The 17,169-nt window shown below is 64.2% G+C and carries 15 protein-coding genes; 9 read left to right on the top strand and 6 right to left on the bottom strand.

All coding sequences use genetic code 11. The annotated features are described in order from the left end of the window. Nucleotides 1-122 precede the first annotated feature (122 nt). From EEB12_RS26915 to EEB12_RS26905, 3 genes are all read left to right on the top strand, one after another. On the top strand, nucleotides 123-728 hold the full coding sequence (locus tag EEB12_RS26915) for a GNAT family N-acetyltransferase (RefSeq protein ID WP_046378704.1): 606 nt from the start codon (nucleotides 123-125) through the stop codon (nucleotides 726-728). Continuing rightward, nucleotides 725-2,323 (top strand): phytoene desaturase family protein, encoded by a 1,599-nt coding sequence (locus EEB12_RS26910; RefSeq protein WP_046378705.1) that lies wholly within the window; start codon nucleotides 725-727, stop codon nucleotides 2,321-2,323. The genes EEB12_RS26915 and EEB12_RS26910 overlap by 4 nt, the downstream gene beginning before the upstream one ends. A 70-nt stretch (nucleotides 2,324-2,393) precedes the next feature. After that, nucleotides 2,394-3,188, top strand: coding sequence for an LppM family (lipo)protein (locus EEB12_RS26905; protein WP_225989382.1), 795 nt, complete (start codon nucleotides 2,394-2,396; stop codon nucleotides 3,186-3,188). A gap of 47 nt (nucleotides 3,189-3,235) precedes the next feature. Here the strand turns inward: EEB12_RS26905 and EEB12_RS26900 are convergent, their stop codons facing one another. Continuing rightward, nucleotides 3,236-4,225, bottom strand: coding sequence for a methylenetetrahydrofolate reductase (locus tag EEB12_RS26900; RefSeq protein ID WP_003941803.1), 990 nt, complete (start codon nucleotides 4,223-4,225; stop codon nucleotides 3,236-3,238). Between the two features lie 170 nt (nucleotides 4,226-4,395). Here EEB12_RS26900 and EEB12_RS26895 point away from each other — a divergent pair, with 170 nt between their 5' ends. The 4 genes from EEB12_RS26895 to EEB12_RS26880 all read left to right on the top strand — a co-directional run bounded on the left by EEB12_RS26895 (nucleotide 4,396) and on the right by EEB12_RS26880 (nucleotide 9,761). Next, the gene (locus EEB12_RS26895; protein ID WP_021344573.1) at nucleotides 4,396-5,535 is read left to right on the top strand and encodes a polyprenyl synthetase family protein; all 1,140 of its coding nucleotides are present in this window, start codon (nucleotides 4,396-4,398) and stop codon (nucleotides 5,533-5,535) included. A gap of 2 nt (nucleotides 5,536-5,537) precedes the next feature. Further along, nucleotides 5,538-7,130 (top strand): phytoene desaturase family protein, encoded by a 1,593-nt coding sequence (gene crtI, locus EEB12_RS26890; protein ID WP_141488830.1) that lies wholly within the window; start codon nucleotides 5,538-5,540, stop codon nucleotides 7,128-7,130. 98 nt (nucleotides 7,131-7,228) lie between these two features. Next, on the top strand, nucleotides 7,229-8,806 hold the full coding sequence (locus tag EEB12_RS26885; protein WP_139120594.1) for an alpha-(1->6)-mannopyranosyltransferase A: 1,578 nt from the start codon (nucleotides 7,229-7,231) through the stop codon (nucleotides 8,804-8,806). 10 nt (nucleotides 8,807-8,816) lie between these two features. After that, nucleotides 8,817-9,761 (top strand): phytoene/squalene synthase family protein, encoded by a 945-nt coding sequence (locus EEB12_RS26880; protein WP_020908087.1) that lies wholly within the window; start codon nucleotides 8,817-8,819, stop codon nucleotides 9,759-9,761. Between the two features lie 20 nt (nucleotides 9,762-9,781). Here EEB12_RS26880 and EEB12_RS26875 read toward each other — a convergent pair whose 3' ends face one another. After that, on the bottom strand, nucleotides 9,782-10,150 hold the full coding sequence (locus EEB12_RS26875; RefSeq protein WP_141488829.1) for an Rv2175c family DNA-binding protein: 369 nt from the start codon (nucleotides 10,148-10,150) through the stop codon (nucleotides 9,782-9,784). Nucleotides 10,151-10,498: 348 nt separating this feature from the next. On the opposite strand from EEB12_RS26875, the gene pknB reads away from it, so the two are divergent. Both pknB and EEB12_RS26865 read left to right on the top strand, forming a co-directional pair. After that, nucleotides 10,499-12,562 (top strand): Stk1 family PASTA domain-containing Ser/Thr kinase, encoded by a 2,064-nt coding sequence (gene pknB, locus EEB12_RS26870; RefSeq protein ID WP_019748891.1) that lies wholly within the window; start codon nucleotides 10,499-10,501, stop codon nucleotides 12,560-12,562. A 27-nt stretch (nucleotides 12,563-12,589) separates the two neighbouring features. Then, complete coding sequence (locus EEB12_RS26865; RefSeq protein ID WP_020969872.1) at nucleotides 12,590-13,018, top strand: protein-tyrosine phosphatase family protein; 429 nt, start codon at nucleotides 12,590-12,592, stop codon at nucleotides 13,016-13,018. 83 nt (nucleotides 13,019-13,101) lie between these two features. On the opposite strand, the gene EEB12_RS26860 is transcribed toward EEB12_RS26865, so the two are convergent. The 4 genes from EEB12_RS26860 to EEB12_RS26845 form a co-directional block, all read right to left on the bottom strand. Then, on the bottom strand, nucleotides 13,102-14,487 hold the full coding sequence (locus tag EEB12_RS26860) for a class II 3-deoxy-7-phosphoheptulonate synthase (RefSeq protein ID WP_141488828.1): 1,386 nt from the start codon (nucleotides 14,485-14,487) through the stop codon (nucleotides 13,102-13,104). Between the two features lie 90 nt (nucleotides 14,488-14,577). Next, complete coding sequence (locus EEB12_RS26855) at nucleotides 14,578-15,069, bottom strand: polyadenylate-specific 3'-exoribonuclease AS (RefSeq protein ID WP_003941683.1); 492 nt, start codon at nucleotides 15,067-15,069, stop codon at nucleotides 14,578-14,580. Nucleotides 15,070-15,135: 66 nt separating this feature from the next. Next, nucleotides 15,136-15,942, bottom strand: a complete 807-nt coding sequence (locus EEB12_RS26850) for a lysophospholipid acyltransferase family protein (RefSeq protein ID WP_020969874.1) — start codon at nucleotides 15,940-15,942, stop codon at nucleotides 15,136-15,138. A gap of 94 nt (nucleotides 15,943-16,036) precedes the next feature. Then, nucleotides 16,037-17,077 (bottom strand): ROK family protein, encoded by a 1,041-nt coding sequence (locus tag EEB12_RS26845; protein ID WP_181447578.1) that lies wholly within the window; start codon nucleotides 17,075-17,077, stop codon nucleotides 16,037-16,039. Nucleotides 17,078-17,169: the final 92 nt, after the last annotated feature.

Genomic DNA, 17,169 nt, shown 5'->3' with positions numbered 1-17,169 from the left:
TCCAAGGCCAGGTGGGCCGGAGATGCCCGCTTCCCTTCGGGCATCTCCGGATCACCCACATCGAACATCTGTTCGACCTATTCAATATAACTGCACCCACCGACACGCCGTCAAGAGAAGAGGTGAGACCGGTCGACCCGCAGATCGCCTGGACACCACATACGGTCGACCTCGATCGTGAAGAATTCGCGAGTCGACTCCACGAGGCACTGGCCGTGTACGTCACTGCGATGGACTATCCGCGAGGAACCGAGTTCCATCGCGCACCGATGTGGCAGGAGCACGCGAACCGGCCTGGCTGGAAAGCCGTCGGCGCATTGGCGGTTCCCCAGGAACCGTCACACGAAAATCTGCCGCTGGTGGGGATCGCTTACGGGTATCGCGGGAGCCCGGACCAGTGGTGGCATCAACAGGTACTGCACGGGCTTCGGCGCTCGGGTCGCCCTCAAAGCGAGATCGACGCGATTCTGAGCGACTACTTCGAACTCACCGAACTCCACGTGCATCCGAACGGTCAAGGTCACCGATTGGGCGAATCGCTCTTGCGCCACCTCCTCGTCGATCGAACCGAACGCAGCGTTCTGTTGTCGACACCTGAGGTGTTCGACGAGGACAACCGAGCCTGGCGGCTGTACCGCCGTCTCGGCTTTCGCGACGTGCTCCGCAGATTTCGTTTTGCCGGCGACAACCGGCCATTTGCGGTCCTCGGCCGTGGACTGCCGCTGTGAGCGCATTTCTCGACGCCGTCGTCGTCGGTTCCGGACACAACGCGCTCGTTTCGGCCGCGTATCTCGCACGCGAGGGTTGGTCGGTCGAGGTTCTCGAGAAGGACACGGTTCTCGGCGGTGCCGTCTCGACCGTCGAGCGATTTCCCGGATACAAGGTGGACCGGGGGTCGTCTGCACACCTCATGATCCGACACAGCGGCATCATCGAGGAACTCGGACTCGGCGCGCACGGCCTTCGCTACATCGACTGTGACCCGTGGGCGTTCGCTCCGCCCGCCCCTGGCACCGACGGGCCGGGCATCGTGTTTCATCGCGACCTCGATGCAACCTGCCGGTCCATCGAACGAGCTTGCGGGACAAAGGACGCCGACGCGTACCGGCAGTTCTTCGCGGTCTGGTCGGAGCGCAGCCGACACGTGATGAAGGCATTTTCCACACCGCCCACCGGATCGAACCTGATCGGTGCGTTCGGAGGACTGGCCACAGCGCGCGGCAACAGCGAACTGTCGCGGCAGTTCCTCGCGCCTGGCGACGCACTGCTGGACGAGTATTTCGACAGTGAGGCGCTCAAGGCAGCGTTGGCGTGGTTCGGCGCCCAGTCCGGGCCTCCGATGTCGGAACCGGGAACCGCTCCGATGGTCGGCTTCGCGGCCCTCATGCACGTCCTACCGCCCGGGCGAGCAGTCGGAGGGAGCGGCGCACTGAGTGCTGCGTTGGCCTCCCGGATGGCTGTCGACGGCGCCACCGTCGCGCTCGGTGACGGCGTGACGTCGATCCGCCGGAACTCGAACCACTGGACCGTCACAACCGAGAGCGGTCGAGAAGTTCACGCTCGCAAGGTAATCGCGGGTTGCCACATCCTCACGACACTCGATCTCCTGGGCACCGGAGGATTCGACCGAACCACGCTCGATCACTGGCGGCGGAAGATCAGGGTCGGCCCCGGCATCGGCGCTGTATTGCGACTGGCAACATCTGCGCTCCCGTCCTACCGCGGCGACGCCACGACACGGGAAAGTACCTCGGGATTGCAATTACTCGTTTCCGATCGCGCCCACTTGCGCACTGCACACGGCGCAGCACTGGCGGGGGAACTGCCTCCTCGCCCTGCGGTTCTCGGAATGAGTTTCAGCGGAATCGATCCCACGATCGCCCCGGCCGGGCGGCATCAGGTGACACTGTGGTCGCAGTGGCAGCCGTATCGTCTCAGCGGACATCGCGATTGGGCGTCGGTCGCCGAGGCCGAGGCCGACCGGATCGTCGGCGAGATGGAGGCTTTTGCACCCGGATTCGCCGATTCCGTCCTCGACCGCTTCATTCAGACTCCCCGCGACATCGAGTCGGAATTGGGGATGATCGGCGGAAATGTCATGCACGTCGAGATGTCACTCGATCAGATGATGTTGTGGCGACCGCTTCCCGAACTGTCCGGCCATCGCGTTCCGGGAGCAGACGGGTTGTATCTGACCGGAGCATCGACGCATCCCGGTGGTGGTGTGTCCGGAGCCAGTGGTCGCAGTGCGGCTCGAATCGCACTGTCCGACAGCCGCCGGGGTAAAGCGAGTCAGTGGCTGCGTCGTTCGAGCAGGTCGTGAAGGTCACCCACCGAACTTCACCCGCCGACACGCCCCCGCCTCGATGACTGGCTACGCCACGGCTGGCACGATGACCACTGTGCAACAGTCCACCGATCCCGCCGCCAAGCCGACCAGTCGGAAACGTTTCCTGACGGTTGCCGCGCTCGCCCTCATGCTTGTTCCCTTGCTTGCCGGGTGCATCCGCGTGCAGGTGTCGATGGGAGTGTCCGCGAACGATCGTGTGACCGGACAGGTGGTAGCTGCCGCTATTCCGGCGAACGAGGCGGACAAGGGTCCGCAGCTGACCCCGCCTTCCTCGCTGGAGGACAAGATACGGGTTCAGGAATACAAGAAGGACGGATACGTCGGCAGCCAGGCGTTCTTCAGCGACTTGTCCTTCGGTGACGTCGCCCAACTGGGCTCGATGTATGCCGAGGGATCCGGGTCGTTCCAGATCACCCTCAAGCGATCCGGGGACACCGTCACGCTCGACGGCAAGGCAGACCTGAAGACGGTTCCGACTCAGGGCGCCGACGTCCAGGTCAGCATCGCCTTCCCGGCACGGGTCGGCACGACCAACGGAACACGAGACGGCGATTCCCGGGTTTCGTGGACTTTGCCCGCCGGCGAGGTGTCGACAATGCGCGCCGAGGTCAACTACGCGGACCCCAGCACCCGAAGCTTCGCCGGGTGGGCAGGAATCATGGCCGGACTGGCGCTCGGTGTCGCGATTATCGTCGGTGCAATGGCCTGGATGGCGCGCAATCGAGCACCGATCAAGCGCGCGCCCGCCGCGAAAGCACCGGCCATGAAGACGCCTGTCACGAAATCACCTGGCAGCAAGCAAGCTGACAACAGGAATCCGAAAAACACCACGAAGTAGCGCCTGACGATTGCCCCCTCGATAGGTGTCGAGCGGGGCAACCGGGATCAGACGGCTTGTGCTGTCCCGACAGAGGTGTCGGGGGTGAGACCGAGTCGCTCGAGGACCTCACTGGTGGCGCGCGCGAAATTCAACGTGATGAAGTGCAGGCACGGAGCGCCTTCGGCGATCAACCGCTCTCCCATCTCGGTGGCCAGATCGATGCCGAGTTCGCGGACCGCTGCACGGTTCTCGTCCGGACCGCTTCCGGCCGCGGCGTCGAATCGGCGTTCGAGGGCGGGAGGCAACGACGAGCCCGAGAGCTCGAGCATGCGCCTCACCGAGCGCAGCGACGTCACCGGCATGATCTCCGGGATGATCGGCTTGGCGCCCTGTTCTGCGTCGTATGCACTCACCCGGTCACGGAGACGCAGGTAGTCCTCCACGTCGAAAAACATCTGCGTGATCGAGTACTCGGCGCCGGCACGCAACTTCGACACCAGGTACTTCGTGTCGTACGCCAAGTCCGGAGCGCGGTAATGCCCCTCGGGGAACGACGCGACGCCGACGTGGAAGTCGCCCAGGTCACGGACCATCCGCACGAGTTCCTCGGCGTACTCGACGCCTTCGGGATGCTTCTTCCACTCGCCGAGCGGATCGCCGGGCGGATCGCCGCGCAACACGAGGATGTTGCTGATCCCACGATCGGCGTACGCACCGACCATGGCGCGAAGTTCTTCGGTGCTGTGCGAGACGGCAGTCAGGTGAGCAACCGGCAGCAGGGTCGTCTCCTCGGCCAGTTCGCCGGTGACGCGCACCGTACGATCGCGCGTCGAGCCACCTGCGCCGTAAGTCATCGAGACGAACGCCGGTCCGAGCCGCTCGAAGGTACGCACCGCACGCCACAGGCGCGCTTCGGCGTCAGCGTCGCGCGGCGGCGAAAACTCGACCGAGAACGGAATACGGCTACCTGTCGAGGAAGCGATCCGATCGACGATCGACGGTGTTCGGGTGGCCCACCCCTCGCTGGAGCGGCCCCTGACTGGATCGAATGTCACCGGTCAAGCATATGTTTTCCAGCTGCAAACAAGCTCATCGCCCAGGACCGCGTATCCCGAATGTCAGGATCACGCAGTTCACGGCCCGAACCCCCGTTGATTCCAACCCCCACTAAGCTGGGCCTCAAGCTCGCTTCCGTGTAACCCTCCGGCGCGAGAACATACCGATCTTGGAGGCCACCCTGTCCGCAGGAACCGCGCGCGTTGGACAGAGTTCGACCAACACCGCACCGCATCCGACCTCACTCGAACTGCCAGGCATGTTCGAAGGAGCGCTCCGCGACTTCTTCGATTCACGCCGCGAACTCGTCTCGAACATCGGCGGTGGATACGAGAAAGCCGTCAGCACCCTCGAAGCCTTCGTCCTGCGCGGAGGAAAGCGCGTCCGGCCCTCGTTCGCCTGGACGGGATGGCTCGGCGCCGGAGGCGACCCGAACGGGAGCGACGCGGAGGCGGTGATTCGTGCATGCGCGGCCCTCGAACTGGTGCAGGCCTGCGCGCTCGTGCACGACGACATCATCGACGCATCAACGACCAGGCGCGGCTTCCCGACCGTTCACGTCGAATTCGAGGACCAGCACCGAGGCGAGGAGTGGAGCGGCGACTCCGCGCACTTCGGCGAGGCTGTCGCCATTCTCCTCGGCGACCTGGCCTTGGCCTGGGCTGACGACATGATCCGAGAATCCGGGATCAGCCCCGACGCGGCCGCACGAGTGAGCCCGGTCTGGTCGGCAATGCGCACCGAGGTGCTCGGTGGCCAATTCCTCGACATCAGCAACGAAGCCCGCGGAGACGAGACCGTCGAGGCAGCCATGCGGGTCAACCGTTACAAAACCGCCGCGTACACGATCGAACGCCCCCTGCACCTCGGCGCCGCACTGTTCGGTGCAGACGCCGAGTTGATCGATGCCTACCGGACGTTCGGCACCGACATCGGGATTGCCTTCCAACTTCGCGACGACCTGCTCGGTGTCTTCGGAGATCCGTCCGTCACGGGCAAACCGTCGGGCGACGATCTCATCGCCGGTAAGCGGACTGTCCTGTTCGCGATGGCGCTTGCCCGCGCCGACGCCGCAGATCCGGCGGCAGCAGAACTGCTCCGCAACGGAATCGGCACCCAGTTGACCGACAACGAAGTCGACACTCTGCGTCAGGTGATCACCGATCTTGGCGCCGTCACCGACGTCGAAACGCAGATCGACACCCTCGTCGAGGCAGCTGCGAACGCCCTCGACTCGAGCACGGCAACGGCCGAGTCCAAGGCTCGCCTGACCGATATGGCGATCGCGGCCACGAAGCGAAGCTACTGACCGTGGCAGACGTGCACCGCACTCGAACCGTCAGCTTGCCGACCGATCGAGTCGTGATCGTCGGCGCGGGACTTGCCGGACTGTCTGCGGGGTTGTATCTGCGTGGCGCCGGCCGCGACGTCACGATCCTCGAGAGCAACGGCTCGGTCGGCGGGCGAGTCGGTGTCTACCAGGGCAGTGACTACAGCATCGACAACGGCGCAACGGTGCTCACGATGCCCGAACTCGTCGAAGACGCTCTTGCGGCCGTCGGCGCCGACCCCGACTCGACAAACCCCAAATTCGTTGTGCACAAGCTCGATCCGACGTACCACGCGCGATTCGCAGACGGCACCGCTCTCGATGTTCACGCCGACCCCGAAGACATGGCTGCCGAAGTCTCTCGTGTCTGCGGGCCGGAAGAAGCGCAGCGATACCGTGCGTTGCGGCGATGGCTGAACCGCATCTTCGACGCGGAATTCGACCGCTTCATGGACGCCGACTTCGATTCTCCCCTCGGACTGGTCAATTCGCGTGGCGCAGTCAAGGATCTGAGCCGACTCGTCGCACTGGGAGGATTCGGGAAACTGGGCGGGCAGGTGGATCGCAAGATCCGCGACCCTCGCCTCCGGCGGATCTTCACTTTCCAAGCGCTGTATGCGGGAGTTGCTCCGTCTCGAGCCCTCGCGGTGTACGGGGCGATCGCTCACATGGACACCTCACTGGGCGTCTACTTTCCCGAGGGCGGGATGCGCACGATCGCCGAGTCGATGGCCGACGCTTTCACCGAAGCCGGCGGAATTCTGCATCTCGGCCGCACGGTCGAACGACTCGAGGCGAGCGACCGTCGCGTGCGTGCCGTACACACACGCGACGGTGAGAGCTACGACTGTGATGTCGCAGTCCTCACCCCCGACATGGCCGTCACGGACTCCCTCTTGCGCCCGCATACGCGATTGCGCCCGCGACCGGTGCGTACATCGCCGTCCGCGGTCGTGATTCACGGCACTGTTTCTTCAGCCGTCGCCGACGGATGGCCCGCGCAGCGACACCACATGATCGACTTCGGCGAGGCGTGGAAGCGCACCTTCGCCGAGATCACGGCACGCCGCGGCCGCGGGCAATTGATGAGTGATCCGTCACTGCTCGTCACCCGACCGGCGCAGACCGACCCGAGCCTGGCCTTCTCGCGAGACGGCCGGATCCGTGAACCGCTGTCAGTCCTCGCGCCGTGCCCGAATCTGGACAGTGCGCCGCTCGACTGGGCAGTTCTCGGCCCGGCCTACGTGCGTGAAATCATCCTCACGCTGCAAGAACGTGGCTATACGGGACTGGTCGAGGGGTTCGATATCGATCACGTCGAGACCCCGCAGACCTGGCTCGAGAAGGGCATGGCCGCGGGTAGCCCGTTCGCGGCGGCACACACCTTCACCCAGACGGGGCCGTTCCGACGCAAGAACCTCGCCCGCGGCTTCGACAACGTCGTTCTCGCCGGATCGGGAACCGTTCCGGGGGTGGGAGTACCGACCGTTCTGCTGTCCGGCCGGCTCGCCGCCGAACGTATTACCGGTACACGCGAGCGAGCCAGCGCGGTGGGCACTCGTGCGAGCAACTAAACTAGCCCCTCGTAACCGACCATTCATCCACGATTCACCGACTCGGGCGCTGCATGCGCCGATCGACACCGATCTCCTCGGGGGAGGAACCTGCACCGATGACGTCCTCTGCCGCAGCCACTGAAAGACCGTGGCACCTAAGGGCCGCCAATTTCCTTCGGACTCCCGAAGGTCACAGTGCACTGCTCGGTTTCTTCGGCGCAGTCATGATCACGTTCGGCGGATTCGGTGCCGGTAGCGTCCGGCGCCAAGATCCGCTGCTCGAGTCGATGCATCTCTCCTGGCTCCGTTTCGGACACGGATCGATTCTGTCGGCGGCCATCGTCTGGATCGGTGTCCTGTGCATGATCGCCGCCTGGGTTCGACTCGGCCGCTCGACTCTGCGCGGTGACGTCTCGTTGCGCGGCCTGCGCTACGTCGTCCCGGTCTGGACGTTTCCGCTGCTGTTCGCGGTGCCCATGTTCAGCCGTGACGCCTACTCCTACCTGGCACAGGGCGCCTTGTTACGCAACGGCTTCGACCCGTATGCCGTCGGCCCCGTCGTCAATCCGGGAATCCTGCTCGACAACGTCTCCAACGTGTGGACGACGACAACTACCCCGTACGGTCCGGTTCACCTTCTCCTCGCCGACGCCATCGTTCGGCTGACCGGTGAGAACGTCATCGCCGGCACGATGCTGTTGCGGATCACGATGCTGCCCGGACTCGCCCTGATGATGTGGGCCGTTCCCCATCTCGCGACGAAGCTCGGCGGAAATACCTCGATCGCCCTGTGGCTCGCAGTACTCAATCCCCTCGTCCTGATCCACCTGATCGGCGGCGTTCACAACGAGATGCTCATGGTCGGCCTCATGGCCGCGGGTATTGCGCTCGCTCTCGAACGCAAGCACCTGTTCGGAATCGGGCTGATCGCGTTCGCCGTTGCGATCAAGGCAACCGCGGGCGTCGCACTTCCCTTCATAGTCTGGATCTGGATGATCCACGAGCGGGAGGACGCGGCGGCGGCCGGGCGAGAACCGGCGTCACCGATCCGATCGTTCGTCAAAACGGCCGGTGCGGGTTTCGCGGTGTTCGTGGCGGTACTCGGATCCACCTCACTGATCGCCGGAGTCGGCCTCGGCTGGACGACGGCACTCTCGGGTTCGGCAAAGATCATCAACTGGCTCTCGCTGCCCACGCTCGTAGCGGAAATCAGTACCTTGGCTACCTCGTGGTTCGCCGGTAACCATTTCAACGAAATCCTCGAAGTCTCCCGGACCATTTCGGCAGTTGTGTTGATCGCGATCATCGCCGTCGTGTGGTGGCGCTACCGCAAGACCGAGCGCGACGCCGTCATGGGCATCGTGATCGTGATGGTCGCCATCGTCGTTCTGTCCCCCGCAGCACTCCCCTGGTACTACTCCTGGCCGCTGGCAGTGGCGGCCGGTTTCGCAATGTCGCCGACGACTCTCGCCGTACTGACCGGGCTGTCCACCTGGCTGATGCTGGTGTTCCAGCCGGACGGATCGCTCGGCCTCTACACCTTCCCGCATGTGGCTCTGGCCGTCTTCGTCGCCGTCGTCGCGGCGATGTCCTTGCAGACGGAAGACCCACTCAGACTTCGTGGACGCAAACACGAAAAACCGATCGACATGACGTCAGCCGCCTCGGCGCCCTCGACGTCAGAATCTGCGTGATCCGCGTGTCATGAACGCATTGTCTGCGTCCTATGAATTCTGCGAGGACGTGACGAGGGAACACGGCCGAACGTACTTTCTGGCCACTCGGTTGCTGCCCGAGCCTCGACGCCGCGCAGTTCACGCTCTCTACGCATTTGCTCGCGTCGTCGACGACGTCGTGGACGAACCCTCGGGTCCGCATGAACGAGGCACGGTGCTCGCCGACGTCGAACGTGCAGCCGTCACCGCACTCGACAACCCCACTGCGACAGGTGGCTTCCCGTCGACGGTTCCCCTCGACCTGACACGCGTACTCCCTGCCTTCGCCGATGCTGTGAAGACGTTCGACATTCCGCGTGCATACTTCGACGCCTTCTTCGAGTCCATGCGGATGGACGCCCCCGACACGGCGAAGTTTCGACCCGTCTACAACACGATGGACGAACTCAGCGAGTACATGTACGGCTCCGCCGTCGTCATCGGTTTGCAGATGCTCCCGATTCTCGGAGTGAGCGTTCCGCAGCAGGAAGCTGTAGTGCCCGCGTCGAATCTCGGTGAGGCGTTTCAGCTGACCAACTTCATCCGCGACGTCGGTGAAGACCTCGACCGGGGACGTCTGTATCTCCCGGCGGGCGAGTTCGCCGCATTCGGGGTCGACATCGAGATGCTCGAGCACGGGCGCAGAACCGGAACGGTGGACGTTCGGGTCAAGCGCGCGCTGGCACACTTCATTGCCGTGACGCGGGGGCGGTATCGGTCTGCTGAATCCGGCATCCCGATGCTCGATCGGCGGGTCCAGCCGTCGATCCGCACGGCTTTCGTGTTGTACGGAGCAATTCTCGACCAGGTCGAGCGCGCCGACTTCCGGATACTGCATCGACGTGTGTCCGTTCCCGGACGCACGCGACTTCGAGTCGCTGCGCCGGGTCTGGTCCGGTCGGCAACCTACGCGGCGAAAAACCGCATGAGGTGAGTTGTCAGAAGGCCGGCATCTCAGAAAGCCATGGCCTGTGCGCGGCGGATGACCTCACGCGCGAGATCACCATGCAGTGCGTCCACCGGGCGCCCCGGCAGGGAATCGTCGGCCAGGAACAACCAGCGGAGGATTTCGATATCGGTGTAGCCGCCGTCGTACAGCACCGCCAGCAGACCGGGCAACCACTTGACGATCTGGCCGTCCTCGCCGAAGAACACTTCGGGGACACCGAGAACGCCATGCCGCTTGACTGCGATGATCTTGTGATCGCGAAGCAACTGGTGAACCTTACTCACCGGCAACCCGACGTTCTTCGCCACATCCACCAGCTGGAACAGGGAAACCGAAGAATCCAGGACATCATCACAATAAGGAATCGCGCTCACCGCGAGAAGTTTATCCGGTCCGGCGAGCCCGCTGTGTACCGCCCGGTGCAGTGCTCGAAACCGCCGCTCCGCTTGGGTCACAGCGCTCTGTGACATTCTCGAGACTTCCGCGTCGGTATCGCTGGCTACGATGGACGGGATGCGGCGTATCAGTAACCGGGATTTCGTGAACCGGGATTTCGTGAACCGGGATTTCGCGAACCGGGATTTCGTGGTGACCGCGAAACGGCGCCCGTACGGCGGGGGCCACTACTTACATGCAGACAGCTACCGCCCAGAGCACAACCACACAGAGCACAACCACACAGATCGCAAGCACGGAGGAATAGTCATTACGGAGGTCGAGGGTTGATCGGCGAAATGCTCGAGCGCCGCTATCGAGTGGACGCACCGATCGCGCGCGGCGGTATGTCGACCGTGTATCGAGGCCTCGATACACGGTTGGATCGACCTGTCGCGATCAAGGTGATGGACCCGCAATTTGCCGGCGATCCAGCGTTCCTGACTCGTTTCGAGTTCGAGGCCCGGGCCGTGGCCAGACTCAAGCATCCGTCCCTTGTGGCCGTCTACGACCAGGGCAGCGATCGCAATCACGTGTTCCTCGTGATGGAACTCGTCGACGGTGGAACTTTGCGCGAACTCCTTCGTGAGCGCGGACCGATGCCGCCTCACGCCGTCGCTGCAGTCGTGGCACCTGTCCTGGACGCGTTGGCGGTGGCGCATCGAGCGGGACTGGTTCACCGTGACGTCAAACCCGAGAACATCTTGATCTCGGACACCGGCGAAGTGAAGATCGCCGACTTCGGATTGGTGCGTGCAGCCGCGGCAGCAACCACCACCTCCAACAGCGTGATCCTCGGCACCGCAGCCTATCTGTCGCCGGAACAGGTGACGTCAGGAATTGCCGACACTCGAAGCGACGTCTATTCGACCGGCGTGTTGATGTTCGAACTTCTCACCGGTACAACACCGTTCACCGGTGATACGTCACTCTCCATCGCCTACCAACGCATCCACGACGATGTCCCGCGCCCCGGTTCACGCATCCCCGGTGTACCGGCGCAGTTCGATCGCCTGGTTGCCGAAGCCACTCACCGCGAGCCGGCACATCGTTTCGCCGACGCTGGTGAGATGGCAGCTGCACTTCGCAGTGTGAGCGAACAACTGGAACTTCCGTCATACCGCGTTCCGGCTCCGCGTCGAAGCGCCCAGCACCAGAGCGCGCAGGTTGCCCCGGCTCGGCCACAACCGGCGCCTGCGCCCCCGACGGATGTACACCCGAACTCTGCTGCGCGCCCGAACCCTGGTGCCACGACGGTATTGGCGTCCGGCGTGGCCCCGGCTGCGGCAGCCACCACGGCGCTCGGCACGGGCTCTCCTCCCCCCGGTGGCATTCAGCACACTCGCGCGGTCACCGCACAAACTGCTCGTCCGGCGACGGTCGACGGCGACTCGGATTTCGACGACGGTTCCGATTTCGGCGACGACCAACTGGGACCTGACGATCCGCACGCTCATTTTGTCGAAGCACGACGCAAGTCTCGACGAGCCACCCTGATCTGGCTGCTCGTCATCGCGGTCCTCGCGCTTGCGTTGGGCTTCGGCGGATGGTGGATGGGCTCGGGCCGCTATACAGCTGTTCCCTCGATCGACGGGCTGACCAAGGACACTGCGGTCACCGCTCTGCAGGACGCCGGGCTCTCCCCCGACGTCCAGGGTCAGTACTCCGACGCCCAACCCATCGACACGGTGATCGGGACAGACCCGGCCTCCGGCTCCAGGGTTACCAAAGGCTCGACCGTCGCGCTGCTGACTTCGCTCGGGCGTCCGACTGTTCCGCCCATTCCGGCCGGCGGCGACGTCTCGGCCCTGGGCGCACAACTCGCCGACCGCACTCTCGTCGCGGTCGACGGCGGGGACACATTCAGCTCCAAGATCCCGATCGGCGGCGTGGCGGCGCTCGACCCGGCGCCGGGAACCGAGGTTGCCGTGGGCTCCTCGGTCAAGGTCATCACGTCCAAAGGGTCACCGCCCGTTGACATTCCCGATGTGAAGGGCATGTCCGAGAACGCTGCGCGCGCCGCCCTCGACAAGGTAGGTATCTCCGTCAGCACCACCAGAACAACGTTCGACGACGCCGTCGAGGGCGGTAGCGTGATCGGCACAGATCCCGCAGTCGGGTCCTCCGTCAACGCCGGCACCTCCGTTGTTCTCCTCATCTCCGACTCCGTCAAGGTTCCCTCGCTGATCGGCCGCTCCGTCTCCTCAGCACGCGAAGAACTCGGCCGCCTCGGCCTCGAGATCACCGTGCGTCAGCTCACCCAGAACGACAGCTCGGTCATCATCAGCCAGAGCGTCAAGAACGACCTCGTTGCCAAGGGCACCGACATCAGCGTCGTCGCAATTCCCTGACAGTCCGCTTCGGCCTAGTCTGAATTCATGGCCACGTGGGAACCCGAGAGCATAGGGATACTCGACTTGCCGTCGGGGAGATCGATTCGGGGTCGAGGACTCCGCAATCCACTTCCCTCCGGGCCTCTCCCCACCTTCGGTGTCTATCTGACCGGTAAAGAACCTCCCGCCACCGAGTGGGATTCGGTGTGGGTCCGCTGGCGAGATTTCTGGTTGCCGAGCGATCCCGACGCGCTGCGCAGCGCCTTGCACGAAGTTTGGGTGCGTTCGGAAACCGAAAGAGTCGAGATCGCGTGCGGTGGCGGATTCGGCCGCACCGGAACAGCTTTGGCCGCTCTTGCCATTATGGACGGAGTGCCGAGTGAGGACGCCACCGCGTACGTTCGCGCACGCTACTCACCTCGCGCCGTCGAAATGCCCTGGCAGCGCCGATTCGTCACACGATTCACGAAATAGCGAACGCCCCCACCGGCGCGAGCGGGTGAGGGCGTTTGCTGAAAATCAGTGCCAGTGCGAATCAGCTTCGGCGAAACAGGGTTTCAGCCTCGCAGCATCTCGGCCACGAGGAACGCGAGCTCCAACGACTGTTGGGTGTTCAATCGGGGGTCGCACGCCGTCTCGTAGCGACCACCGAGATCGAGATCTGAGATGTCCTGCGCGCCGCCGAGGCACTCGGTGACGTTCTCACCGGTCAGCTCGACGTGGATACCACCCGGATGCGTGCCGAGGCCGTTGTGGACCTCGAAGAAGCCCTGAACCTCGTCGACGATGCGATCGAAGTGGCGCGTCTTGTACCCGGTGGAGGCTTCGTGGGTGTTGCCGTGCATCGGATCGCACTGCCAGATGACCTGGTGGCCGGTGGCCTGGACCTTCTCGATGATCGCCGGCAGCAGGTCGCGGACCTTGCCGTTGCCCATGCGCGAGATCAGAGTCAGTCGACCCGGCTTGTTGGTGGGGTCGAGACGCTCGACATATTCCACCGCCATTTCCGGCGTGGTGCTCGGACCTATCTTGAGGCCGATCGGGTTGGAGACCAACTCGGCGAAGGCGATGTGCGCGCCGTCGAGCTGACGGGTGCGGTCACCGATCCAGAGGAAGTGGGCCGACAGGTCGTAGAGCTTGGGGTGGTCGCTGTCGTTGTCGAGACGCAGCATCGCGCGCTCGTAGTCCAGAACCAGGGCCTCGTGGCTGGCAAAGATCTGTGCCTGGTGCAGGCTCGGATCGGTGACGCCACACGCGTTCATGAACTGCAGGCCGCGGTCGATCTCGGCTGCCAGTTGCTCGTAACGTGCGCCCGCGGGCGAAGCTGCGACGAACGCGCGGTTCCAGTCGTGCACCTTGTGCAAATCGGCCATACCGGCGCCGGTGAGCGCGCGAACCAGGTTCATCGCGGCGCTGGCGTTGGCGTATGCGCGCACCAGACGCGAAGGATCGTGCGCACGGACTGCCTCGTCGGCGACGAGCGAATTGATCATGTCGCCGCGGTAAGACTTGAGCCCCAGCGAGTCGATGTCGGCAGAACGCGGCTTGGCGTACTGGCCGGCGATGCGAGCAACCTTGACGACAGGCATCGAGGAACCGTAGGTGAGCACGACGGCCATCTGCAGCAACGTGCGGATGTTTCCCTTGATGTGCGGCTCGGTGTTGTCCGCAAATGTCTCGGCGCAGTCACCGCCCTGGAGCAGGAATGCTTCACCACGCGCGACCTGCGCGAGACGCTCTTGCAGCGCCTCGACCTCGCTGGCCACCGTGATGGGAGGCACGCTCTCGAGCACAGTCCGCATGGCGGCCGCCTGGTCAGCGGGCCACGAGGGCTGCTGAGCAGCGGGCTTCGCGAGTGCCTCGTCGAGCTGCTTACGCAGTCCGGCAGGCAGCGGCGGGAGTTCGGGCAAGCGGTCGATCGGCACGTCGACAGTCCAGTTCACCTCTACAGGATATTCGCTCGCCCGTCGGCGCGTCACACAGGCTCTCGATCGCAGCCCAATCGGGACACTTCTCGCGCACCGAAACCTGAGTCAGCGAAGTGAACGTGCTGCCGAAATCGCGTCGAACTTCACGAGGTTGTGCCTGGCGTCGGCAAGTGCGTCGTGTGCGTCGGCGGGCGCTGACGGGAGGGCAGGACTGCCGTTGTCTTCCCAGAACTGTCGGAGTTCGCGGGTGTACCGCGGCATCGACTGCGGTAGTTCGGTCATATCGCCCCACAACTGGCACAGCGCGACGTGGTCGTATGCGGCTACCCACGCCCAGAGCTCCGGAACGACCATCGGCCGCGGAACGAAGAATTTCAGAAGATCGTCGCGGATCTTCTCGCGTGATTTCCACAGCGGCGACGAAGGCTGCGGCAACTTCGGCAGCACGTTCTTGCGCACCCAACTACCGGCACGGGCGGGATCGAACTCCGTCGAGACCGCGTAATACTCTCGGCCGTCCTCGCAGACAACGCCGATGGACACGAGATCGATGGTTCGACCGTCTTCGATGAATTCACAGTCGTAGAAGTAGCGCACGTCCGAAAACTATGCCGCACGCGCAGGCTCTGGAGCCAATGCGCGTGCGGCAGGTGTGGGAAATCTCTAGCTGGCCTGTGCGTCCGGGAGCGAATCCTTGTCGGTCTTCGCGGACTCCTTCGACTCGGCCGAGACCACGAGATCAACAACCGACTCGCCGCCTTCCGCCGGAACATCGACGGCAGCTTCGGGTTTCGTGGGCGCCTGGTTCTTGAGGCTCGCCGCGTAGATGTCCACGTACTCCTGACCGGAGAGTTTCATCAGCTTGTACATCACTTCGTCGGTCACAGCCCGCTCGACGAAGCGGTTTCCGCCCATGCCTTCGAAGCGGGAGAAATCGATGGGTTCACCGACGATCACGGTGACCTTCGCGGGGCGCCACATCCGTGAGCCGATCGGATTCATCTTGTCGGTACCGACCATCGCAACCGGGATCACCTTGACGCCCGATTCGAGCGCGAGGCGCGCCATTCCGGTCTTGCCCTTGTAGAGACGACCGTCAGGCGAACGCGTCCCTTCGGGGTAGATACCCAGCAGACTGCCCGAACCGAGAACCTTGAGACCGGCGTTGAGCGCATCCTGCGCCGCGTCCGCGCCGGTTCGGTCGATGGGGACCTGTCCGACCGCGGTGAAGAACCACTTCTGGAAAGCGCCCTTCAGGCCGGAACCGGTGAAGTACTCGCTCTTGGCAAGGAAGGTGATACGGCGGTTGACGCGAAGCGGAAGGTAGAACGAGTCCAGAACCGCCTGGTGATTGCTGGCCAGAATGGCCGCGCCGTCAGTCGGAATGTTCTCGTGACCTTTGACCGTCGGACGCCCGAGCAGCCAGAGAATCGGCCCCAGCAACACATACTTGAAGAGCCAATACCACACGGCGTCCCTCCCATTCACAGCTGAATTTCGCTGAGTACGACCTTACTGCCGACCGGTAACCCCCGCTACACACGCCCCTGGAGGATCGACCCGATCACAGTCTGGCAGACGTGGTTCCAGCGCCGTCGACCCCACCGAGATCCTGAGGCACTACCGAACGCGCCAATGCGGCGGCGCCCACCATGCCCGCAGCTTCGCCGAGTTGAGCCGAACGGATTCGTGCCAGTGGGCGGTGCTTCGCGCCGGTCAACAATGTCGCGTACTGCTCACGGGCGTCGTCGAGAAACAGTGGGGCAGAACTCGCGACGCCGCCTGCGATCACGACCAGATCGGGATCGTAGACGTCCCCGACCATCGCCAATCCGACGGCCAGCCAACGTGTGAACTCGGCAATGGTTGCCAGAGCGAGTGGGTCACCGTCCTGCGCGGCGTTGGCGATCCGGCGACCGGTGAGGGAACCCGGATCCACCGCTACTTCGCGCGCCAGAACCGTCGACGCAGCCGGGTCGGCGGCCAGCAGTTCGATTGCCGTGTCCACGAGCGCCGTTCCGCTGCAATAGCGCTCCCAACACCCACGCTTGCCACACGCACACTGACGCCCGCCTGGCACGACCTGGATGTGGCCGAGTTCGGGGGCGACGCCGTGACTGCCCCGGTACAGCTCACCGTTGATCAGCAGCGCACCGCCGATTCCGGTCCCGATTGCCACCATCACGACATTGCGGCCACCTGCGGCCGCGCCGAATCGGTGCTCCGCGAACGCCGCTGCATTGGCGTCGTGCTCGAGAACGACCGGCAATCCGAGCCGCTTACTCAAGTCACTGCCCACCGGCGCGTCCACCCACGGCAAGTGCGGCGCGAACCGAACCGAGCTTCGATCGGAGGTGATGAAGCCGGCGACCGCCAACCCCACGGCAGACACCTCGTGCCGGGTGACCAGTTCGCGTACGACGCGATCGAGGCCGTCTTCGAGAGCGCGTGCGGACTGCGGGGTCGGGGCTTGAATCATCTCGAGCACTTGTCCGTCGACGTCCACGACGGAGGCCCTGATGCTCGTTCCGCCGACGTCGATGCCGACCGTCAAGATGTCGTCCATGGTGGAGTCGGAGACCGCTTTCAAGCGGCGCGCGCTCATCGCGCCAATTCCCGCGCGAGCGGCGCCCGCTGGAGTGCGCACCCTGTATCGGTGCCTCGTGCGTCGGTGACCATTGTGTCGATTGTGCTCAT

Source organism: Rhodococcus sp. WS1, from assembly GCF_003797745.1.
GTDB lineage: Bacteria > Actinomycetota > Actinomycetes > Mycobacteriales > Mycobacteriaceae > Rhodococcus_F > Rhodococcus_F erythropolis.
The sequence above is the reverse complement of the archived record's forward strand: the minus strand, read 5'-3'. Positions and strand labels throughout refer to the sequence as shown.